Below are 19,438 nucleotides of genomic sequence, written 5' to 3' on the forward strand. Positions count from 1 at the left end.
CTTTAGTCGAGGTCAAAGCGCACCTTGATCGAATTTGCGTGCGCGGTAAGACTCTCCGCTTCGGCAAAGCGGATAACGTCCGCGGCGTCTGCCCTGAGTGCGTCCTCGGTGTAGTAAATGAAGCTCGATTTCTTGATAAACGCGTCAACTGACAGCGGCGAGAAGAAACGAGCTGTGCCGCTGGTGGGAAGGACGTGGTTGGGTCCCGCGAAGTAGTCGCCGAGAGGTTCGGGACTGTAATTGCCGAGGAATACAGAGCCCGCGTTATCGAGCTTGCCTACGTACTCCATGGGATTCTCGCAGCACACCTCAAGGTGCTCGGGAGCGAGCTCGTTTGCGAAATCGATCGCCTGCTTCATGTCGCTGCAAACGATAACTGCGCCGAAGTTCTCGAGCGAGCTTTCGATGATTTCTTTTCTCGAGAGCTTCTCAATCTGAACGGCGAGCTCCGCCTTGGTCTTTTCGGCAAGCTCCTCGCTGTCTGTGAGAAGAATCGAGGAAGCGAGCCTGTCGTGCTCAGCCTGACTCATGAGGTCGGCGGCGAGGAATTTGGGGTCTGCGGTCTTGTCCGCGATAATCAGTATCTCGCTGGGACCGGCGATCATGTCAATATCTACGGTGCCGAACAGGAGCTTCTTTGCAGTGGCGACAAAGATATTTCCGGGGCCTACGATTTTATCGACCTTCGGCACGGTCTCTGTGCCGTATGCAAGAGCCGCGACTGCCTGAGCGCCGCCCATGAGGAACATTCTGTCAACGCCTGCGAGCTTCGCGGCGGCGACGATATTCGGATTGGGAGTACCGTCCTTCTGGGGCGGAGTAACCATGATAAGCTCCTCAACACCCGCGAGCTTGGCGGGGATAGCGTTCATCAGAACGGACGACGGAAGCACGGCGGTGCCGCCCGGCACGTAGATTCCGACACGCTTCAGACCGCGCACACGCTGACCCATGATAACGCCGTTCGCCTTAGTTGTGAGCCAGCTCTGCTGAACCTGTCTGCGGTGGAAGTCGGCGATGTTGTCAGCCGCTTTTTTGAAGGTTTCAAGCAGCTCGGGGTCGCAGAGCTTTACGATATTATCTATTTCTTCCGCCGGGATCTCGGTGTGCTCGGGAGCCTTGCCGTCGAATTTCACGGTATACTCGCGAACCGCCTTATCTCCGTTCTCGCGGACGTTCTCAAGAATCTCGGACACAACGGGAATTACATTCCTGTCGGAATTCTGAGCTCTCTTTTTGAGGGTTTCTATAAAAGCGTACTCCTGTACGCCGTCAGCCTTTACTGTGGTAATCATTGGGTCACTGCCTCCAGTTTCTTCTGTAATGCCTCAATTTCCTTTTTGCGCAGCTTGAGGCTGGCTGTATTTGCAATCAGACGGGCGGAAATATCAGTCACCCAGTCAATGACCTCCAAGCCGTTTGCCTTCAGGGTCGAGCCGGTTTCAACGATATCGACTATGCCGTCGGCAAGTCCTACAAGCGGAGCAAGCTCGACAGAGCCTTCGATTTTTATTATCCGCACATCCATATTTTTATCGTCAAAGAACGCGCGCGTCACGTTCGGGTATTTGGTCGCGATAGTCTTTGTGTTGTAGCCGCCGTAAAAATCCGTGTCCTTCTTTGTTGCGAGAGCAAAGCGGCACTTGCCGAAGTTCAGATCAAGCAGCTCGTAGAAGGAGCTTCCGTTTTCGAGAATTGTGTCCTTTCCGACTACGCCGAGGTCGCATACGCCGTGCTCAACGTAGGTTATCACGTCAGCCGCCTTTGCGAGCACGACCTCAAAGTCGTTGTCGCCTACAGGCAGGATAAGCCTTCTGCCCTTGTTTCTGACCTCGTCGCAGTTGTAGCCGATTTTTTCAAGCAGCTCGACCGTTGTCTTTTCAAGTCTGCCCTTTGTCAGGGCGATTCTTAACGGTTTCATTCTTTATCCTCCCCTACGCTGATGACCTCCGCGATACCTCTGGCGGCGGCAAACGCCTTTGTTTCCTCCAGAGTCGGAAGTACGCTGAACCTCGCTTTTTTGCCGCCGGCGTTCAGCTTCGCGACTGTTTCGATAGCCTTCATCTCGGCTCCGTCACATGCGAAAACAAGGACGTCAGGGTTGTCGGAATAGCTGACGTTTTCATCGGAGAGCCTGAGAATAGTCAGAGCGTCGGTGTCAATTGCAAAGCCCGCGGCTCCCATGGGAGCGTCGAACTCTGAGAGAAGTTCATCATAGCGTCCGCCGGTGATTACAGCGTCGCCGACTCCGTTGACATAGCCCGCGAATACAAAGCCTGTGTAGTAATCGTTGCGCTGGACAAGTCCGAGGTCGATGATGACCTTGTCGCCGAGCCCGAGGACGGAAAGATTAGTATATAATGTATGTAAATACTCGAGGGCTGACTGAGCGTTGGTTCCCTCGCAGATCTCAGCAGCCTGCTCGATCACCTCTTCTCCTCCGAAGAGCGACGGAAGCTTCCTGATCGCCGCTACCGACTTGCAGGGCGAAAGCTTGTCGAGGAGGTTGTTGAGAGCGGAATAGTTCTTGCTCTCGATCGAAACGCGGATTTTTTCCTTGTAATCCTCGTCAATATCAATGCCGTCGGCGAGAGCGTCAAATACGCCCGCGTGACCGAGCTCGATGCGGAAATCCTTCGCAACTGCTGAAATCGCGCTGATCGCCGAGGTGAGTATCTCGAGATCCGCTCTCAGACCCCGTGCGCCGAGAAGCTCAACGCCCATCTGCATAAGCTCAGTGCGTCTGCCCGTGAGAGTGGGCTGATTGCGGTAAACCGCCTGCTTGTAGTAGAGTCTGACGGGAAGCAGGCTGCTCTTGAGGCGGGAGGATACCATGCGCGCTATCGGCAGGGTCGAATCCGGACGGGCAACCAGAAGTCTGCCCTTGTTGTCGGTGAGCTTGAACATATCCTCCTGCGAAATACCGCTGCACGGTACAGAAAACACGTCGTAGAACTCAATGCCCGGGGTGATTACCTTCTTAAATCCCCTTGTCACAAAAACCTGCTCGATTTTTCCGCAGATATCGTCCATCGCCGAGCACTCGGCAAAGAGAAAATCCTTCGTTCCTTCGGGGGTGATTTTTAAATATTTCTTCATTTCTATCTCCAAAAACGCTTTAGTGTGATAATGCGTTAATATATTACCATAATAAAAGTGCCCTGTCAAGGCAATACCGCACAATCAAAACTCTGATTGTGCGGTTTCGCTGTTTTGCATGAATTATTAATAATTGTGAGGAGTTTTTTATTCCTCTGTCTTTTTGCTGTCCATGTCCTCGCTTGCATCTTCCGTGTCATCGTCGTCCAGTTCGTGGTTGAGGAATTTATCGAGGTGCAGACGCTTTTTCAGCTTATCCATCTGCTCCTGCTCCTTCTCGGCGCGAAGCTTTTTCTGCTCAGCCGCGATCGCGGTGTAATGGAGAACGTCGAAATCAAGCGCCTCCTGTCCGAGCTTGCCCTTATCATCGATGCGGTTGCGTACGCGCTTTCCGATAAGAGTGTAGATAGCGGCATAGATCGGAGTTCCGAGAATAAAGCCCGGCAGACCGAACAGAGCGCCGCCGACAATAACGCTGAATAGTACCCAGAAGCTCGAGATTCCGAGCTGGTTGCCGATGATCTTCGGCTTGAAGATGTTGCCGTCAAGCTGCTGAATCACTATGAGGATCACAACAAACCAGAAGGCGTACATCGGATCAACAAGGAAAAGGATAAGCGCGCTCGGGATTCCGCCGAGGAACGGTCCGAAGAACGGAATGATGTTCGTAACTCCGACAAGCACCGCGATCATCGGTGCGTAAGGCAGGTGGAATATCGACATTACTATATATGTCAGAATGCCGATCAGACCCGCGTCGAGGATATCGCCGACCAAAAAGCGGCCGCATTTTGTATCGGTCACGTCGACGATCTCATAAACGCGCGGCAAAAACTTCATTGGAATGAAGGCGACTGCCAGCCGCTTTACAAGGCGGCAGAGCTGTTCCTTTGAGGCGAGGAAATAGATCGAAATGATGATCGCCATAAGGAAGTTGTAAAGTCCGGAGGCTGTGTTGGTCAGAATGTTTCCGACAACGCCGAGAACGTTCTTTGTGGCGTCCGCGGTCGTAGTGAAGTCAAGGCTCATTACGAATTTTGTAAGCCTTGCCTGCAGCTCGGTGACCGTAGCGTCCAGGCTGAAATTGGTATGCAGGTGAGTGTTGAGGAATTTGAAAATCTGGTCGATATAGTCGTACCCGGTCTGCATATACTTCGGCATGTTTTCATACAGGGTACTCAGGTTTGCCGCGATCTGCGGAACTACTATGCCGATCAAGGCGGCGATAACCGCAAAAAAGATGATATAGGTGCAGATTACCGATAGAGGCTTTTTGAGATTCAGCCAGAACTTGTGCTTTGAGCCCATCTTGCCGAACGCCTTGGAGTAAAAAAACTTGTACGGGAAGTTCAGAATATAGGCAATCATAAAGCCGAGGAAGAACGGCGAAAGAACAGAAAGTATTTTTCCCAGTATACCCCAAACCACGTCCATGTTATCCTTTACGAGCAGAAGAAAGACCGTAAAGGCTATGGCAATCAGCACGTTCTTGAGTGTCAACAGCTTTTTCAATGGTTATCACTCCTTAGAAAAGAGACATTTGTGAGCTTTCGGGCAGGTCGTTTAATATTCCCGACTCCCGAAGCGTTTCGATGACAGCCTTGGTGACCTTTGTTTTCACCTGCATATCCTCGATAGAGAGATATTCGCCCTGCTTTCCGGCTTCGGCGAGCGATACAGCCGCCGCCTCTCCTACGCCGGGCAGAGATGAAAACGGCAGACGTATTTTGCCGTCCTCAATTAAATACATCTTTGCGTCTGAATGGTAGATATCAACAGGAAGAACCTCTATGCCGCGGGCAAACATCTCGTTGACGATCTGATAGGTGGCATACTCCTTCTCTTCCTTGTCGGAAGCCTCGTGCATACCGATCTTACGCTTTATCAGACTCATTTTTTCCTTGACGGCAGAGTGTCCCTGCATTACGACGGCGCCGTCAAGGTTATCGCTGCGCACGGTGAAGTACGCGGCGTAATACTCAAGCGGTTTGTGAACCTTGTACCAGCCGAGACGCAGTGCCGCGATCATGTAGGCGGCGGCGTGCGCCTTGGGGAACATGTACTTGATTTTCATACAAGACTGTATGTACCATTCGGGGACGTTATGCTCCCGCATAGCCTTGAAATGCTCGTCGGTGAGCAGCTTCGTGGCGTTGCCCTTACGGACGATCTCCATTATCTTGAAGGACATGCTCTCGTCAAGACCCTTGTGCATGAGGTAGGTCATGATCGAGTCACGGGTACCGATAACGTCTGAAATCGTACAGGTGCCGTCGTGGATCAGATCCTGCGCGTTGCCCAGCCAGACGTCGGTGCCGTGCGAAAGACCCGATATCTGCAGAAGGTCGGTGAAGGTCTTGGGCTTTGCTTCGATCAGCATTCCCTGAACAAAGCTTGTGCCGCATTCGGGAATACTGAAGGTGCCTATCTCGGAATCGATGTCCTCGGGCTTTACGCCGAGAGCCTCGGTTGAGGTAAACAGCGACATTACCTTCTCGTCGCTCATGGATACCTCCATTACCGGAATGCCCGTGAACAGCTCGAGGTAGTGGTAAATAGTCGGAACATCGTGTCCGAGCTCGTCGAGCTTGGTGATCGTATCGTGAATCGAATGGAAATCGAAGTGGGTTGTTATGTTATCAGAGGTCATGTCGTTCGCGGGGTGCTGAACGGGACAGAAGTCGTAGACGTCGTTCGTCCTCGGAACAACTACCATGCCGCCGGGGTGCTGACCCGTTGTTCGCTTGACGCCCGTGCAGCCCTTGGCGAGCCTCATAAGCTCCGCCTTGTGCATTGAAATACCGCGTTCCTCCTGGTATTTTCTGACAAAGCCTATCGCGGTTTTCTCGGCGACGGTAGATATCGTACCCGCCTTGAATACGTTGTCCTTGCCGAACAGCTCCTCGGTGTAGCGGTGGGATTTTGACTGGTACTCGCCGCTGAAATTGAGGTCGATATCGGGAACCTTGTCGCCCTTGAAGCCGAGGAAGGTCTCAAACGGGATCTCGTGACCGTCCTGATCCATCAGGGTGCCGCAGTTCGGGCAGTTCTTGTGAGGCATATCAAAGCCGGAGCCGTAGCTGCCGTCGGTGATGAACTCGCTGTGCTTGCACTTTTTGCAGACATAGTGCGGACAGAGCGGATTAACCTCGGAGATGCCTGACATGGTTGCGACGAACGAGGAGCCTACCGAACCACGCGAGCCTACGAGATATCCGTGAGCCTCGCTGTCGGCAACAAGCTTCTGGGCTGTCATGTAAAGCACCGAGAAGCCGTAGGTCGTGATAGAATTGAGCTCCTTGTCAAGGCGCGCCTTGACGATCTCGGGAAGCGGGTCGCCGTATTTTTCCTTGGCGCGCTGCCATGTGATGCTGACAAGCTGCTCCTCGGCGCCCTCGATGTTCGGAGGGAAGGTGCCCTTCGGTATCGGTCTTATGCTCTCGCACATATCGGCGATCTTGTTGGGATTTTTGACGACGACCTCGTACGCCTTGTCCTTGCCCAGCCACTCAAATTCCTTGAGCATTTCGGCTGTGGTTCTGAAAAACAGCGGCGGCTGGTTGTCGGCGTCCTTGAATTTCAGCGACGCCTGAAGAATCTTGCGGAAATCCGCGTCGTGCGGATCCATGAAGTGGACGTCGCAGGTCGCGCATACGGGTTTTCCCAGCTCCTTGCCGAGACGGACAATTGTCCTGTCGATCTCGTGAAGCTCGTCGACGGACTTGAAGGTTCCGTCGCGGAGCATAAAGGAGTTGTTGCCCGCCGGCTGGATCTCGAGGTAATCGTAGAAAGAGGCGATCTGCTTAAGCTCGCCCCACGGCGCGCCCTTGAGAATGCTCTTGTAGAGCTGTCCCTCACAGCACGCGGAACCGAGAATCAGCCCTTCCCTGTGCTTGACGAGCAGGCTTTTGGGAATGCGCGGCTTTTTATAGAAGGTTTGGAGGTGGCTGTGAGAAATCAGCTTGTAGAGATTTTTCAGGCCGACCTGATTTTTAGCGATAATTATCTGGTGGTAGCTGGGCAGCTTCTTGAAGTCGCCGCCCGCGATTTTTGTATTTATCTCGGCGCTTGAGCGGATATCGTAATCCGCTTCAAGACGTGAACAAAGGCTGACAAATATCTTTGACAGCATATCGGCGTCGTCAGTCGCCCGGTGGTGGTTGAACTTGCCGAGTCTGAGGTAGTTCGCGACGGTATCGAGCTTGACGTTCTTGATATCGGGCAGGATCGCTCTGGAAATCGCCACGGTGTCAATGGAGGTGTAGTTGTACTCAACTCCCATATTCTCGCACGCCTTGCGGATAAACGAGGTATCGAACGGCGCGTTGTGCGCTACAAGTATGCTGTCGCCCGCGAATTCAAGGAATGCCGTAACCGCCTCAGACTGCGACGGCGCGTTCTTTACCATTGAATCGTTGATGCCCGTGAGCTGAACTATCTTCGCGGGAATCGGCATTTCGGGATTTGCAAAGGTCGAGAAAACGTCGGTTACTTCGCCGTTTACGATCTTTACCGCGCCGATCTCGGTTATTTTGTCCTTGAGCGGCGAGAGTCCCGTTGTTTCGATATCAAAACAGATGAACGTGCCGTTCAGCGGTTCGTCCTGCTCTCCCGATACGGATTCGACGAGGTCGTCGACAAAATACGCCTCGGTTCCGTAGAGAACCTTGATCTTTTCGCCGTCCTTGTTGATTTTTTCGGCGGCGTTCATCGCGTCCGGAAACGCCTGCGCGACTCCGTGGTCGGTGATCGCGATCGCCTTGTGACCCCACGCGGCGGCGCGTTTCACAAGCTCGCTCGCGGGTGTGAGAGCGTCCATCTGGGACATATTCGTATGCAGATGAAGCTCGACGCGCTTATTTTCAGCCTTGTCGACTACCTTGACCTTCTCGGCAGTGCCGATCGCACGGGCGTTCACAACAAGCTCGCCCGCGTATTTATCGTACTCTACGTCGCCCATAACGGCGATAGTGTCGCCCTTGCGTATTGCGTCGACCGCCGCGGATTCGCGGATCGTATTGAACACCTTGACGGTGGTCGAGCCGGTGTAATCTGTGATATTTATAGTAAAAATATTCTTGTCGCCCGATTTTGTGACGCGCTTTTCAAGCTCGAACACGTCGCCCCAGATCGTGACCTTACCGGAATCCATAGCTATTTCGCTGATCGGGATCATCTTGCCGCGGACGCTTCTGCCGTACAGCGGACGGATCGAGGTCTCAACAAGCTGAGGAGTCGCGAATTTGCCCTCGCGGATCTCGGTTTCGGTCGTCAGGGCGTCCTGTTGCTTTGCCCTTACATTCTCCGATATCTCTGCGCCGGCTTCGTAATCCTGAGCCGACTGCTCAAGCTGCTGACGCTGAACCTGTTTTTGAGCGCTCTGCATCTGCTGACGGTAGACGTCGTTATCCTCCGTCATCTCGAGAACACCGTCGTATTTGATATTTACGGTCATGTCAAACTGCTCGGAGATCAGCTTTTGCAGAGTTTTATCAAAATTCTTCGCGTCAAGAATCGTCTTGCCGCCGTTGTGAAGGGTAATCAGCAGATCCTTGCCCTGAAGCGTTACGTCGGCATTGTTCAGGGTGCCGTTTATGCTGGGATGCACACGGCGGGCTTCCTTGTAAAGCTCGGGAAAATACTTTACCGTGAACAACTCTCTGCCGAAGTGCGGCATTATCACTACACTGGAATCAAGCTCCTTGGAATAAAGCTTTTCGGTACGGGTAAGGTCGTCAAAGGAAACCAGCGCATTGAAATGCACCCACAGCTTGATGATTCGCACCTCGCTGTTGATATTGACCCGCGCGACCACTCCGCCGGATATACGATCGGGTATTTTGGTATTACCCACAGAAGCGCCAAATATACTTCCTAATGTTTTCATATACTTCCTTTACATTTTTTCGATTTCATCAATCAGGGCATCGACGAGCTTATCCTCGTCAACCTTGTACAGAATCTCGCCCTTTTTGAAAACAAGGCCGCAGCCCTCGCCGCCGGCTATGCCGATATCGGCTTCCTTGGCTTCGCCGGGACCGTTTACAACGCAGCCCATAACGGCGACCTTGATATTCTTTTTGCAGCCGCGCAGACGTTCCTCGACCTCGTTCGCGATTTTGACAAGGTCGATGCGCGTTCTTCCGCAGGTGGGACATGAAACGAACTGAACGCCCTCTTCACGCATATCAAGAGCCTTGAGAATATCAAAGGCGGCGTAAACCTCCCTGACAGGGTCGGCGGTAAGGGATACGCGGATAGTGTCGCCGATGCCGCGTGTAAGCAGAGCGCCTAAACCGGCGGCGGATTTGATTATGCCCATTCGCTCGGTACCCGCCTCGGTAACTCCTAGGTGCAGCGGATAATCACACTGCTCGGCTGCGAGTTCATAAGCCTGTATCATAGTTGAGACAGTCGAGCTTTTCATTGAAAGCACGATGTCGGTAAAGTCAAATTTTTCCAGCAGCGAGGCGTGATAAAGCGCGCTGTCGCAGAGAGCCTGCGGCGTGGGATGTCCGTATTTTGCGAGGATCTCCTTTTCGAGAGAGCCGGAGTTGACGCCGATCCTGATTGGTATCCCGCGCTGACGGCAGGCGTCGGCTACAGCCTTTACCCTGTCGTCGGAGCCGATGTTGCCGGGGTTGATGCGGATTTTATCAGCTCCCGCGGCGCATGCCTCGAGAGCCAGTTTGTAATTGAAATGTATGTCCGCGACAATGGGAGCCTTGACCGCTTTTTTGAGAGCGGGAATAAGGCGCACTGCGTCCATGTCGGGAATTGCGGCTCTTATCACCTGACAGCCCGCTTCCTCCAAAGCGACTGCCTGACGGACAGAGCCCTCTATGTCTGTGGAAGGTACGTTGAGCATGGACTGCACGCTCACCGGAGCTCCTCCTCCGATTTTGAGATTTCCTGCCTGTACCTGAATTTTACTGCTCATATTTCCTCCTACATGCCGGGGAATGTTCCCGTAACCAGCTGCCAGACGTCCTTGACCGAGATGACCGCGATGAATATCAACAGCAGCGCAAGTCCTGCGCCGTTGATGATATACTCAAATTTGCGCGGAATAGGTCTGCGGATAATCGCTTCTATCACGAGCATAACAAAGCGTCCTCCGTCAAGTGCGGGAAACGGCAGCAGATTGACGACTCCCAGATTGACGGTGATAAGCGCCATGATGAATATGATGTTGTTGACCGCGCTCATGAAGTTGATCTTCAATCCCTCGGAGGCGACCATTGACACCGCCTTTGTGATTCCGACGGGTCCCGACAGATCGGTGAAGCTGAACCTTCCCTGTACGAGCATCACAAGCGACTGCCATACGGTCTTTGCAAGACTCGCGGTCTGACTGACGGTCTGTCCGAGAACGGTGCCGACGTTCTTTTCGATCGGCTCGACGTAAAAGTCGTAGCGGACTATGGTTTCATTTGTATTCTTTTCCTTTGCCGCTTCCTCGGATTTATACTCTGTGAAGAACTGAACGTCCTCAAGCCTGACGCTTTTTCCGCCGCGCTCGACGTCCAGATCTGCGGTGTAGCGGAATCGCTCGTCGCGCTTTTCGATTTCGGGATAGGTGTATTTTTCGATTTTTGCAAGGTCTTTATACGCGTAAAGAGCGTCGATCGAAGCCTTGGCGGCGCTGTACGCCTCTTCCTTTGTCGCCGCGGTCTGAATCGGAACGGAGTTTTCGCTGAGTATCTGATAAAGCTCCTTGTACTCCTCGTCCGTCAGCTTCGCGCCGTAATACTTTTCATCGTTGTTTACAAGCTCGACAAATGTCTGAACAGGAAGATTAGCGCAATCCTCCCTGTAAACCTCGAGCGAATCGGGGTCGACGCTTGTGCACTGCATGGTCTGGATAGCAAACTGCAGATCCTTTGTATTCCAGATAGGATATCCGTTTACGCCCGTGATTTTGTCGCCGACCTGCATGCCGCTGCTCGCCGTGAACGCGTTTGGCGAAAAGCCGCTTATCACCGTACTCTCAAATACCGGCTGCTGTACGAGAACTATGAACATAAGCAAAAAGCCTACGACGAAGTTCATGAACGCTCCGGCGACGATGATAATCATCCGCTTCCAGATTTTCGCGTTTGTAAACGCCCGCGGGTTATCGCTCTCCTCGTCCTCGCCCTCCATGGCGCAATAACCGCCTATCGGAAAAAGTCTGAGTGAATACTGTGTCTCGCCTTTTTTGAAGCCGAAGAGCTTCGGTCCCATGCCGAGCGCGAACTCGTTTACCTGTACGCCCGATTTTTTTGCGGTGATAAAATGTCCGAACTCGTGCGCAAAAATAATGAATTCAAAGAGCAGTACGCCGATTACTATCAACGCCAATGTGATTAAAAACTGCATTTAATAAATGTCAACTCCAATATCAGATTCCGCAACGAATCTTGCCCTGTTTACCCTGTTATACCCTGTCGGTAACGTACTGCCGCGCTAGTCTGTCGGCAGTGAGAATATCTTCTACGCACATAGGCGTGGTGTTTTGTATGCTGTCGACCGCTCCCGTAACGAGCTCGCCGATCTCAAGGAAGCTGATTTTTCCGTTTCGAAACAGCATGTTCGCTTCCTCGTTCGCTCCGTTGGCGATAGCCGTGGCAACTCCGCCCATCGCGAGAGCCTTTTTGCAGGCGCGCAGACACTGAAAGGTTTCGTAGTCCGGCTCAAAGAAGGTAAGCTTTCCGATCTGAGCGAGATTCAGCTCCTCAACCGGCGACTCGTACCTCTCGGGATAGGTTATCGCGTACTGGATCGGAATGCGCATATCGGGTACTCCGAGCTGTGCGATAACGGAATTGTCGGTGTACTCGATAAGAGAATGGATAATGCTCTCGCGGTGAACGACAACGTCGATATCGTCGCCGGATACATCGAACAGACGCGCCGCCTCAATTATCTCAAGACCCTTGTTCATCATCGAGGCGGAGTCGATGGTTATCTTCGCGCCCATGCTCCAGTTGGGATGAGCAAGAGCCTGCTCGACCGTTACGCCGCGCAGCTCCTCTGTGGTTCTGCCGAAAAACGGCCCGCCGGACGCGGTGAGGATCAGCTTCTTGAGCGCCTTGTTGGGCGGATTGCCCTGTAAGCACTGGAAAATCGCGGAATGCTCGCTGTCAACAGGCAAAAGCTTTACTCCGTTTTTTCTGACAGCGTCTGTGACAAGGTCGCCGCCCGCCACAAGAGTTTCTTTGTTTGCAAGGGCGATGTCCTTTTTAGCCTCAGCCGCGGCGATCGTGGGCTGCAGACCGACCATGCCGACAACCGAATTCAGCACCAGATCAGCGCTTTTGAGGGTTGCCGCCGCGATAAGTCCGTCCATGCCCGCGAGGACCTTTGTTGATGTGTCCTTTATATTATCCCTCAGCACAGCCGCCTTATCCTCATTGAATACGACGGCGAGCTCAGGCTTGAATTTTCTGATTTGCTGCTCAAGCAGGTCAATGCTGCTGTTTGCCGTCAAGGCGCGGACAGAGAGTCCGAGCTTTTCGGCTACATCGAGCGTCTGGGTGCCGATTGAGCCTGTTGAGCCGAGAATTGATAGGTTACGTTTCATAATTTTACCCTAAGCTTAATATCGGCATATACTGACTGATGAGAAGGACGATCGGCGCTGTAAAAATTATGCTGTCGCAGCGGTCGAGAAAGCCGCCGTGACCCGGGAAAATCGTGCCGTAGTCCTTTATGCCGAGACTTCGTTTTATGAGTGAAAAGCTGAGGTCTCCGACTATGGAGAACACAGCGTCAAGCGCTCCGATAATCACCAGAGAAATGAAATTGACTGAAACCGCAGAGAATATCCAGAGCCGGAAAATAAGTCCGAGCGCCACAGCGGAGATCATGCAGAAAAGCACGCCGCCGATCGCTCCCTCAACGGTCTTTTTGGGGCTGATTTCGGGACATAGCTTGTGCTTTCCCATGCTTGCGCCGATGAAAAATCCGCCGGCGTCAGCCATCCACGGAATCATAAGCACCACGAAATAGCCGAAGGTAACGCTGATACCGTTGCTGCATACAAGAATCACGGCGCTCATGCCGAAGGATATCAGCAGAGTGCCGAACACGGCGTAACAGAAGTCGGGATAGCCGATCGTCTTATGACAGATGATCAGCACCATAAACGCCGCAAGCATAAACACGACAAGCACGATATACACATATGCAGTAGCGCACAGCAGCGTCAGAAGAAACGCCGCAAGAATGCAGCTGACAGATATCGGATAGTTTTTCAGCATTCCCTTACCGTATAAGTATTCCCCAATCATCACGGATGTAACACCGCTCACAACCAGATTTAAGGTAGGTCGCCACAGCTCGGACAGAAAAATCAACAGTACCACTGCGGGTATTCCGATTGCCGCGGTCAATAGTCTCGGTTTCAATGATTTCATTAATTTGCTCCTCTCAAGGCGCGGCAGCTCAAATGCCGCCGTAACGCCTGTTGCGCCGGGAATAAATGCGCAGCGCTTCGTCCAAATCGGACTTCTGGAAATCGGGCCAGAGCTTGTTCATGATCACAAACTCCGTATACGCCGACTGCCATAGCAAAAAGTTTGAAATCCGGTACTCGCCGCTCGGACGTATTATCAAATCCGGGTCGGGCTGTCCGGAGGTGTACAGTCTGTCGGAAATGAGCTGCTCGGAAATATCCGACTCGCTCAGAGCGCCGCTCTTTACGTCAGAAGCGATACTCTTAACTGCGCGGACAATCTCGTCGCGCGAGCCGTAGTTCATCGCGATATTGAGAACCATGCCGTCGCGCTCGCGCGAGCACTCCTCGTTCTCGTCCATAAGAGTCCGAAGCTCCGGCGAAAAGCCGCTTTTGTCTCCGATAAAGCGGACTACGATGTCGTCGTCCTTAAAATCAGAGATAGCCTCCTCGAGATAGGATTTGAACAGCTTCATAAGCGCGCCTACCTCGTCCTCGGGGCGCTTCCAGTTTTCGGTGGAAAAAGCGTATACCGTAAGGTATTTTATTCCGATTTCAGAGCAGTAACGCGTGATTTTACGGAAGGTGCGAGCACCTTCCGTATGTCCTGCCTTACGCGGCAGACCGCGTTTCTTCGCCCAACGTCCGTTGCCGTCCATTATGATTCCGACGTGCTTCGGCAGAATGAGCGGGGCTGCTGGTTCATCGGTTTTATTTCGTCCGAAGAATGCCATATTACAGCTCCAAAACCTCTTTCTGTTTGTCGGCAGAAACGCTGTCAACCTTCTTTGTGAATTTGTCTGTCAACTCCTGGGTCTTTTTTTCGGCGAGCTTGAGGTCGTCCTCGGTCAGCTCTCCCGACTTCTTCATTGCCTTGAGCTTTTCGATGGTATCGCGGCGAACGTTGCGGATCTGAACCTTCGACTCCTCGGCGAGCTTCTGAACGTCCTTTACGATCTCCTTACGTCTGTCCTCGGTGAGGGGCGGGAACTGAAGGCGGATAAGCTTGCCGTCGTTCATGGGATTGATGCCGATATCGGATTTCTGGATAGCCTTCTCGATCTGTCTGAGGATAGACGCGTCCCACGGCTGAATGGTGAGGGTTCTCGCCTCGGTCACGGAGACAGCGGCAAGCTGGTTTACGGGAGTAGGCGCTCCGTAGTAATCGACCTTGACCTTGTCAAGCACAGCGGGGTTCGCTCTGCCGGCGCGGATCTCGGCATATTCGGTGCAGAGGTGGTCGAGACGTCTGTTCATGCGCTCCTCTGCTTTTTTGAGCTGTTCTTTCATGTTAATCTCCTCCTAAATAATAAAATGAAAATAATTACTTAATCATTCTTCGTTTGAAACGACGGTGCCGACATTTTCGCCGCATACAGCCTTATAAATATTATCGGGGTCGTCAATGCTGAATACGAGAATCGGAATGTTGTTGTCCCTGCACATAGCGGCAGCTGTGCTGTCCATTACGTTGAGACCCTTGCTGAGAACTTCCTGGTGGGAAATGTTGTCAAACTTCTTGGCTTCGGGGTTGGTTTTGGGGTCGGAATCGTAAACGCCGTCAACCATTGTCGCCTTGAAGATGATATCAGCCTCGATTTCGGCAGCTCTCAGGGAAGCGGCGGAGTCGGTGCTGAAATAGGGGTTGCCGGTACCGCAGCCGAAAATAACTACTCTGCCCTTTTCCATGTGGCGGATAGCCTTGTTTCTGATATAGGGCTCGGCGACCTGCGGCATGGAAATAGCGGTCTGAACTCTTACGGGCACGCCGAGCTGCTCAAGAGCGTCGCAAACGCCGAGAGCGTTGATAGCCGTGGCGAGCATTCCCATATGATCGGCGCGGGGTCTGTCCATCTCGCCGGAGCTTCTGCCTCTCCAGAAGTTGCCGCCGCCGACAACGATGCCGATCTGAACGCCCTTCTCGTTGCACTTCTTGATCGGTTCGCAGATGCGGAGCACCGTGTCAAAATTTATGCCGTGCTTGTCCTCGCCCGCGAGAGATTCGCCCGAGAGCTTCAATAAAATACGCTTATATTTAGGTTTCATATCATAACACCTCGTCAATTATATTTAGTTACATTATACTATATCTTGGCAATGATGTAAAGCAAAAACACTAAATATTTTGTCTTTTCACCAAAGTTTCAATGACAAAAAAAGACGCTGTCCGATAAAATCAGACAGCGTCAGCGCTTATATTTTTATTATAGAATTAAAGAACCTTCGAAAGGAAGTCCTTGAGTCTCGGTGACTTGGGGTTCTCAAAGAACTCCGACGGCGAGCCCTGTTCCACGATTACTCCCTCGTCAACAAAAACGATATCGGTTCCCACTTCTCTTGCAAAGCCCATTTCGTGAGTTACGACAACCATTGTCATGCCCTCCTTGGCGAGCTGCTTCATAACCTCGAGAACCTCGCCGACCATTTCGGGGTCGAGAGCCGAGGTCGGCTCGTCAAAGAGCATTACGTCCGGGTTCATCGCCAAAGCGCGGACTATAGCAATACGCTGCTTCTGTCCGCCCGAGAGCTGCGAAGGATACGCGTCCGCTCTGTCGGCAAGTCCCACGCGCTCGAGGAGCTTCATAGCGTTTGCCTCGGCTTCCTCCTTGGTCTGCTTGAGGAGCTTTATCGGACCGAGGGTCAGGTTGCGCAGAACGGTCATATGCGGAAACAAATTGAACTGCTGGAAAACCATTCCCATCTTCTGGCGGTGGATATTGATATTTACGGAAGCGTCGGTGATATCGACGCCTTCGAAGTAGATCGAACCCGATGTGGGTTCCTCGAGGAGGTTAAGACAGCGCAGGAAGGTGGATTTGCCCGAGCCCGACGCGCCTATTACAACCATTACGTCGCCCTTGTCGATCTCGGCATTTATTCCCTTGAGGACAGCGGTGTCGCCGAAGGACTTGCAGAGATTGTCAACCTTGATCAGTACGTTATCAGTGGTCACTGTTGCGCAGCCTCCTTTCGAGTTTCTTCAGCAGGAATGAAAGAATCAGAACGATGATAAGATAGATCAGCGCTACCGTGATAAGCGGGAAAAACGCCTCGTAGGTACGCGAACGGATCATGTTGCCGACATATGTCAGATCCTGAAGCGCTACGTAGCCCGCAACAGAGGTCTCCTTGACAAGAACGATAAACTCGTTGCCCAGAGCGGGAAGAATGTTCTTGAACGCCTGCGGAATGATGATGTATATCATTGTGTTCTTGTAGTCAAAGCCGATCGAACGGCTCGCCTCGAACTGTCCCTTGTCGATCGACATAATGCCCGAACGGACGATTTCGGCAACGTAAGCCGCGGAGTTCATGCCGAAGGATATAAACGCCGCTATAATTCCGTCGCGCGAGCTTGCAAAAACGATAAAATACATAATCATCAGCTGGATAACAACAGGTGTTCCTCTGATGATCGTGATGTAGAAATTGCAGATGAAATTAAGCACCTTCAGAATATAATCCGAGGGCTTGGTACATTTTCTGCCCTGAAGCTGCATATCGTACGTGGAACGCACCATAGCGATAAGAAAGCCGAGAACAATACCTATTGCCGCCGCGACAAGCGTAATCAGAACCGTTACGCCCAGACCGCTCAGCAGCTGCAGCCACCGGTCGTCGGTAATAAATGTCTTGATAAAGCTCTGGGCGATACTTTCAAAAAAATCCATATAATATACCCTTACTCAAATCAAACGGGCAGGCACAAGTACCTGCCCGTCGCGATTCAAAAATTTTACTCGCTGATGTACTTCTTGATGATGGTGTCGATTGTGCCGTCATCCTTGAGCTCCTTGAGAGCCTTGTTGAACTGCTCGGTGAGCTCGCTGCCCTTCTTGAGGCAGATAGCGTACTCCTCGTTCTCAAAGGGATCGTCAAGAATCTTTGTGCCGGGGTTCTGAGCTACGAAAGCCTTTGCGGGCTGGTTGTCGATAACAACAGCGTCTACCTTGCCCTGAGTGAGTGCGAGAACAGCGTCAGCGCCCTTGTTAAAGCGCTCAACCTTTGCGTCCTCGATGTCGGTAACATAGATATCGCCTGTTGTACCCATCTGTACGCCGATGGACTTGCCCTTGAGGTCGTCTGCGCTTGCTACGGGGCTGTCCTTCTCGTTAACGATGATAACCTGTACGGCGTTTGTGTAGGGATCGGTGAAGTCAACGGACTGCTTTCTCTCGTCGGTGATGGTCATACCTGCCATGCCGAAATCAGCCTTGCCGGAGGTAACTGCGGTGATGATAGCGTCGAAATCCATGTCGTCGATAACGAGCTTGTAGCCGAGCTTTTTGCAGATAGCGCCCGCGATGTCTGCGTCGATACCTACGACCTCGCCGCCTTCCTTGTACTCATAGGGCTCAAACGCGGCGTTTGTAGCCATGTGAAGCTCCTTGGTCTCCGTATCGGAGGAAGCGGCTGATGAATTGTTGCCGCCGCACGCCGTGAACATAAGAACACAGGTGCAAAGCATTGCAACTGCCAATACTGCGGATAAAATCTTTTTCATTGAATTGTTCTCTCCTTTTTTTCAACAATAATATTAATATAACAGAAAGTTTTACAAAAATCAAGCGATTATGAAAATTTATTCAACAAATATCACGATTTATTCGTTTCCTTTTCTTCCTCAGAGGCTTTTTTCTTCTTTATAACCGCGCGGATTTTGAGCGCCGCGAGAACTGCGGCGGCTGATACAGCCATGCTTACCGCGCATAAAACGACTATCGCGGCAAGGTTGATCTTTGAGCTGCCGCTGCCGGAAAAATCATCAAACGCGCCGTAATCCTTTATTTTATTTTCCGTGGTATCCTCTGAACTGACTGATGAACCCGAGCTGCTCCTGCCGCCTGAAGATGATTTTGATTTTCCGCTGTTCGATGAAGATGACTTTGAGGAATCCGAGAATTTAGAGGATTTGCTCTGCGCTGAAGTGCTGCTGTCCGTTACCGTGATCAATCCCGATTTTACATCTACCACCGGCATGAAGTCCGCGTTGCAGTCAGCGCATTGCGAGACCGTGCATCCGAAGGTATAGCTTCCCGCCTTCTTTGACTTGAACGACAATGTAAAAATCACCGCGCCGCCGCGGCAATCGGCTCCGTCGGAATTCAGATAACTGAGTCTGACTCTGCCGTCCTCGCTGTTTGCTTCCACAAACGCAGGCTTCTCCGCGGAAGCGTCACGATATTCAAACGCCGAGGAGTCGTAATTGAATTCAAACAAAGCAGCGCCCAAAGGCTCGTCGGAATATGCCATGACTTCAACGGTGAAAATCCTGTTTTTCGCTGTTTCGCAGTCGGATGTGGAAAACGATACAGACGAAGCTGCCGACGACGTTAACATACAGAGCAAGAGTGAAATTACAGTCAAAAATACAGAAATACGCTTCATAATCACAACCATAATAATAAAAAAAACAAGCCCCCGAAGCATTTAGCTACGGGGGCAACCTTGGCGGAGAGAAGGGGATTCGAACCCCTGGTACGGTGATTACCGTACACATGATTTCCAATCATGCTCCTTCGGCCAGCTCGGACATCTCTCCAAACACCGTTGGTTATTATACCAAATTCATCTTGAAAAATCAAGGGGTTTTCCGAAATTTTTATATTTTCTTCCCTGAACAACATCGCGGCGCTTAAATTCACGGTTCATTTCATTCAATACCCGCTTCTTGTCCGCGCTCCACATGGGCGATATCAGCAGCTTCTTGTCGCCGTCGCCCGTCAGACGGTGAATAACGGTTTTTTCGGGCAGGACTTCGATCGCGTCACAGAGAATATCGAGGTATTGCTCAAGAGTGAGGGTTTCAAACATGCCCTGCCTGTAATCGGCAAGCAGGTCGGTTCCTTTGAGCACATGAAGGAGCTGCAGCTTCACTCCTTCGCTTCTCTCCCCCGCGTA

At 52.0% G+C, this 19,438-nt stretch carries 16 protein-coding genes, 1 tRNA gene and 1 pseudogene; all 18 read right to left on the bottom strand.

Translation table 11 applies throughout. The features are described from left to right. Window positions 1-2: 2 nt before the first annotated feature. Window positions 3-1,295, bottom strand: coding sequence for a histidinol dehydrogenase (gene hisD / locus KQI64_RS02230; RefSeq protein WP_216523147.1), 1,293 nt, complete (start codon window positions 1,293-1,295; stop codon window positions 3-5). Beyond that, window positions 1,292-1,921, bottom strand: a complete 630-nt coding sequence (gene hisG, locus KQI64_RS02235; RefSeq protein WP_216523148.1) for an ATP phosphoribosyltransferase — start codon at window positions 1,919-1,921, stop codon at window positions 1,292-1,294. The genes hisD and hisG overlap by 4 nt, the downstream gene beginning before the upstream one ends. Then, entirely contained in the window at window positions 1,918-3,099 is a 1,182-nt protein-coding gene (gene hisZ / locus KQI64_RS02240; protein WP_216523149.1) for an ATP phosphoribosyltransferase regulatory subunit, read from the bottom strand. The genes hisG and hisZ overlap by 4 nt, the downstream gene beginning before the upstream one ends. A gap of 147 nt (window positions 3,100-3,246) precedes the next feature. Next, window positions 3,247-4,611 carry an AI-2E family transporter gene (locus KQI64_RS02245; protein WP_216523150.1) on the bottom strand — a complete coding sequence of 455 codons (1,365 nt, stop codon included), beginning with the start codon at window positions 4,609-4,611 and terminating at the stop codon, window positions 3,247-3,249. 13 nt (window positions 4,612-4,624) lie between these two features. After that, window positions 4,625-8,953 (bottom strand): PolC-type DNA polymerase III, encoded by a 4,329-nt coding sequence (locus KQI64_RS02250; protein WP_330622931.1) that lies wholly within the window; start codon window positions 8,951-8,953, stop codon window positions 4,625-4,627. A gap of 42 nt (window positions 8,954-8,995) precedes the next feature. After that, window positions 8,996-10,039: a flavodoxin-dependent (E)-4-hydroxy-3-methylbut-2-enyl-diphosphate synthase gene (gene ispG / locus KQI64_RS02255; protein WP_216523152.1), complete on the bottom strand. Its 1,044-nt coding sequence runs from the start codon at window positions 10,037-10,039 to the stop codon at window positions 8,996-8,998. An 8-nt stretch (window positions 10,040-10,047) separates the two neighbouring features. Next, window positions 10,048-11,460 carry an RIP metalloprotease RseP gene (rseP, locus tag KQI64_RS02260; protein ID WP_216523153.1) on the bottom strand — a complete coding sequence of 471 codons (1,413 nt, stop codon included), beginning with the start codon at window positions 11,458-11,460 and terminating at the stop codon, window positions 10,048-10,050. A 58-nt stretch (window positions 11,461-11,518) separates the two neighbouring features. Next, window positions 11,519-12,664: a 1-deoxy-D-xylulose-5-phosphate reductoisomerase gene (locus tag KQI64_RS02265; protein WP_216523154.1), complete on the bottom strand. Its 1,146-nt coding sequence runs from the start codon at window positions 12,662-12,664 to the stop codon at window positions 11,519-11,521. Window positions 12,665-12,668: 4 nt separating this feature from the next. Next, entirely contained in the window at window positions 12,669-13,499 is an 831-nt protein-coding gene (locus KQI64_RS02270; RefSeq protein WP_216523155.1) for a phosphatidate cytidylyltransferase, read from the bottom strand. 28 nt (window positions 13,500-13,527) lie between these two features. Continuing rightward, complete coding sequence (locus tag KQI64_RS02275; RefSeq protein ID WP_216523156.1) at window positions 13,528-14,271, bottom strand: isoprenyl transferase; 744 nt, start codon at window positions 14,269-14,271, stop codon at window positions 13,528-13,530. 1 nt (window position 14,272) lies between these two features. Beyond that, entirely contained in the window at window positions 14,273-14,827 is a 555-nt protein-coding gene (frr, locus tag KQI64_RS02280) for a ribosome recycling factor (protein ID WP_216523157.1), read from the bottom strand. Window positions 14,828-14,869: 42 nt separating this feature from the next. Continuing rightward, window positions 14,870-15,583 carry a UMP kinase gene (pyrH, locus tag KQI64_RS02285; RefSeq protein WP_216523158.1) on the bottom strand — a complete coding sequence of 238 codons (714 nt, stop codon included), beginning with the start codon at window positions 15,581-15,583 and terminating at the stop codon, window positions 14,870-14,872. A 166-nt stretch (window positions 15,584-15,749) separates the two neighbouring features. Next, entirely contained in the window at window positions 15,750-16,490 is a 741-nt protein-coding gene (locus KQI64_RS02290) for an amino acid ABC transporter ATP-binding protein (RefSeq protein ID WP_330622932.1), read from the bottom strand. Next, window positions 16,480-17,208, bottom strand: coding sequence for an amino acid ABC transporter permease (locus tag KQI64_RS02295; protein ID WP_216523159.1), 729 nt, complete (start codon window positions 17,206-17,208; stop codon window positions 16,480-16,482). The genes KQI64_RS02290 and KQI64_RS02295 overlap by 11 nt, the downstream gene beginning before the upstream one ends. A 65-nt stretch (window positions 17,209-17,273) precedes the next feature. Next, window positions 17,274-18,041 carry a basic amino acid ABC transporter substrate-binding protein gene (locus KQI64_RS02300; RefSeq protein WP_216523160.1) on the bottom strand — a complete coding sequence of 256 codons (768 nt, stop codon included), beginning with the start codon at window positions 18,039-18,041 and terminating at the stop codon, window positions 17,274-17,276. Between the two features lie 92 nt (window positions 18,042-18,133). After that, on the bottom strand, window positions 18,134-18,925 hold the full coding sequence (locus tag KQI64_RS02305; RefSeq protein WP_216523161.1) for a cohesin domain-containing protein: 792 nt from the start codon (window positions 18,923-18,925) through the stop codon (window positions 18,134-18,136). A 61-nt stretch (window positions 18,926-18,986) separates the two neighbouring features. Further along, window positions 18,987-19,079 (bottom strand) — tRNA-Ser (locus KQI64_RS02310). A gap of 26 nt (window positions 19,080-19,105) precedes the next feature. Further along, window positions 19,106-19,438: pseudogene (locus tag KQI64_RS02315) on the bottom strand (hypothetical protein); the annotation flags it as partial.

Origin of the sequence: Lachnoclostridium sp. MSJ-17, assembly GCF_018918205.1 — a bacterium.
Taxonomy (GTDB): domain Bacteria; phylum Bacillota; class Clostridia; order Oscillospirales; family Acutalibacteraceae; genus Ruminococcoides.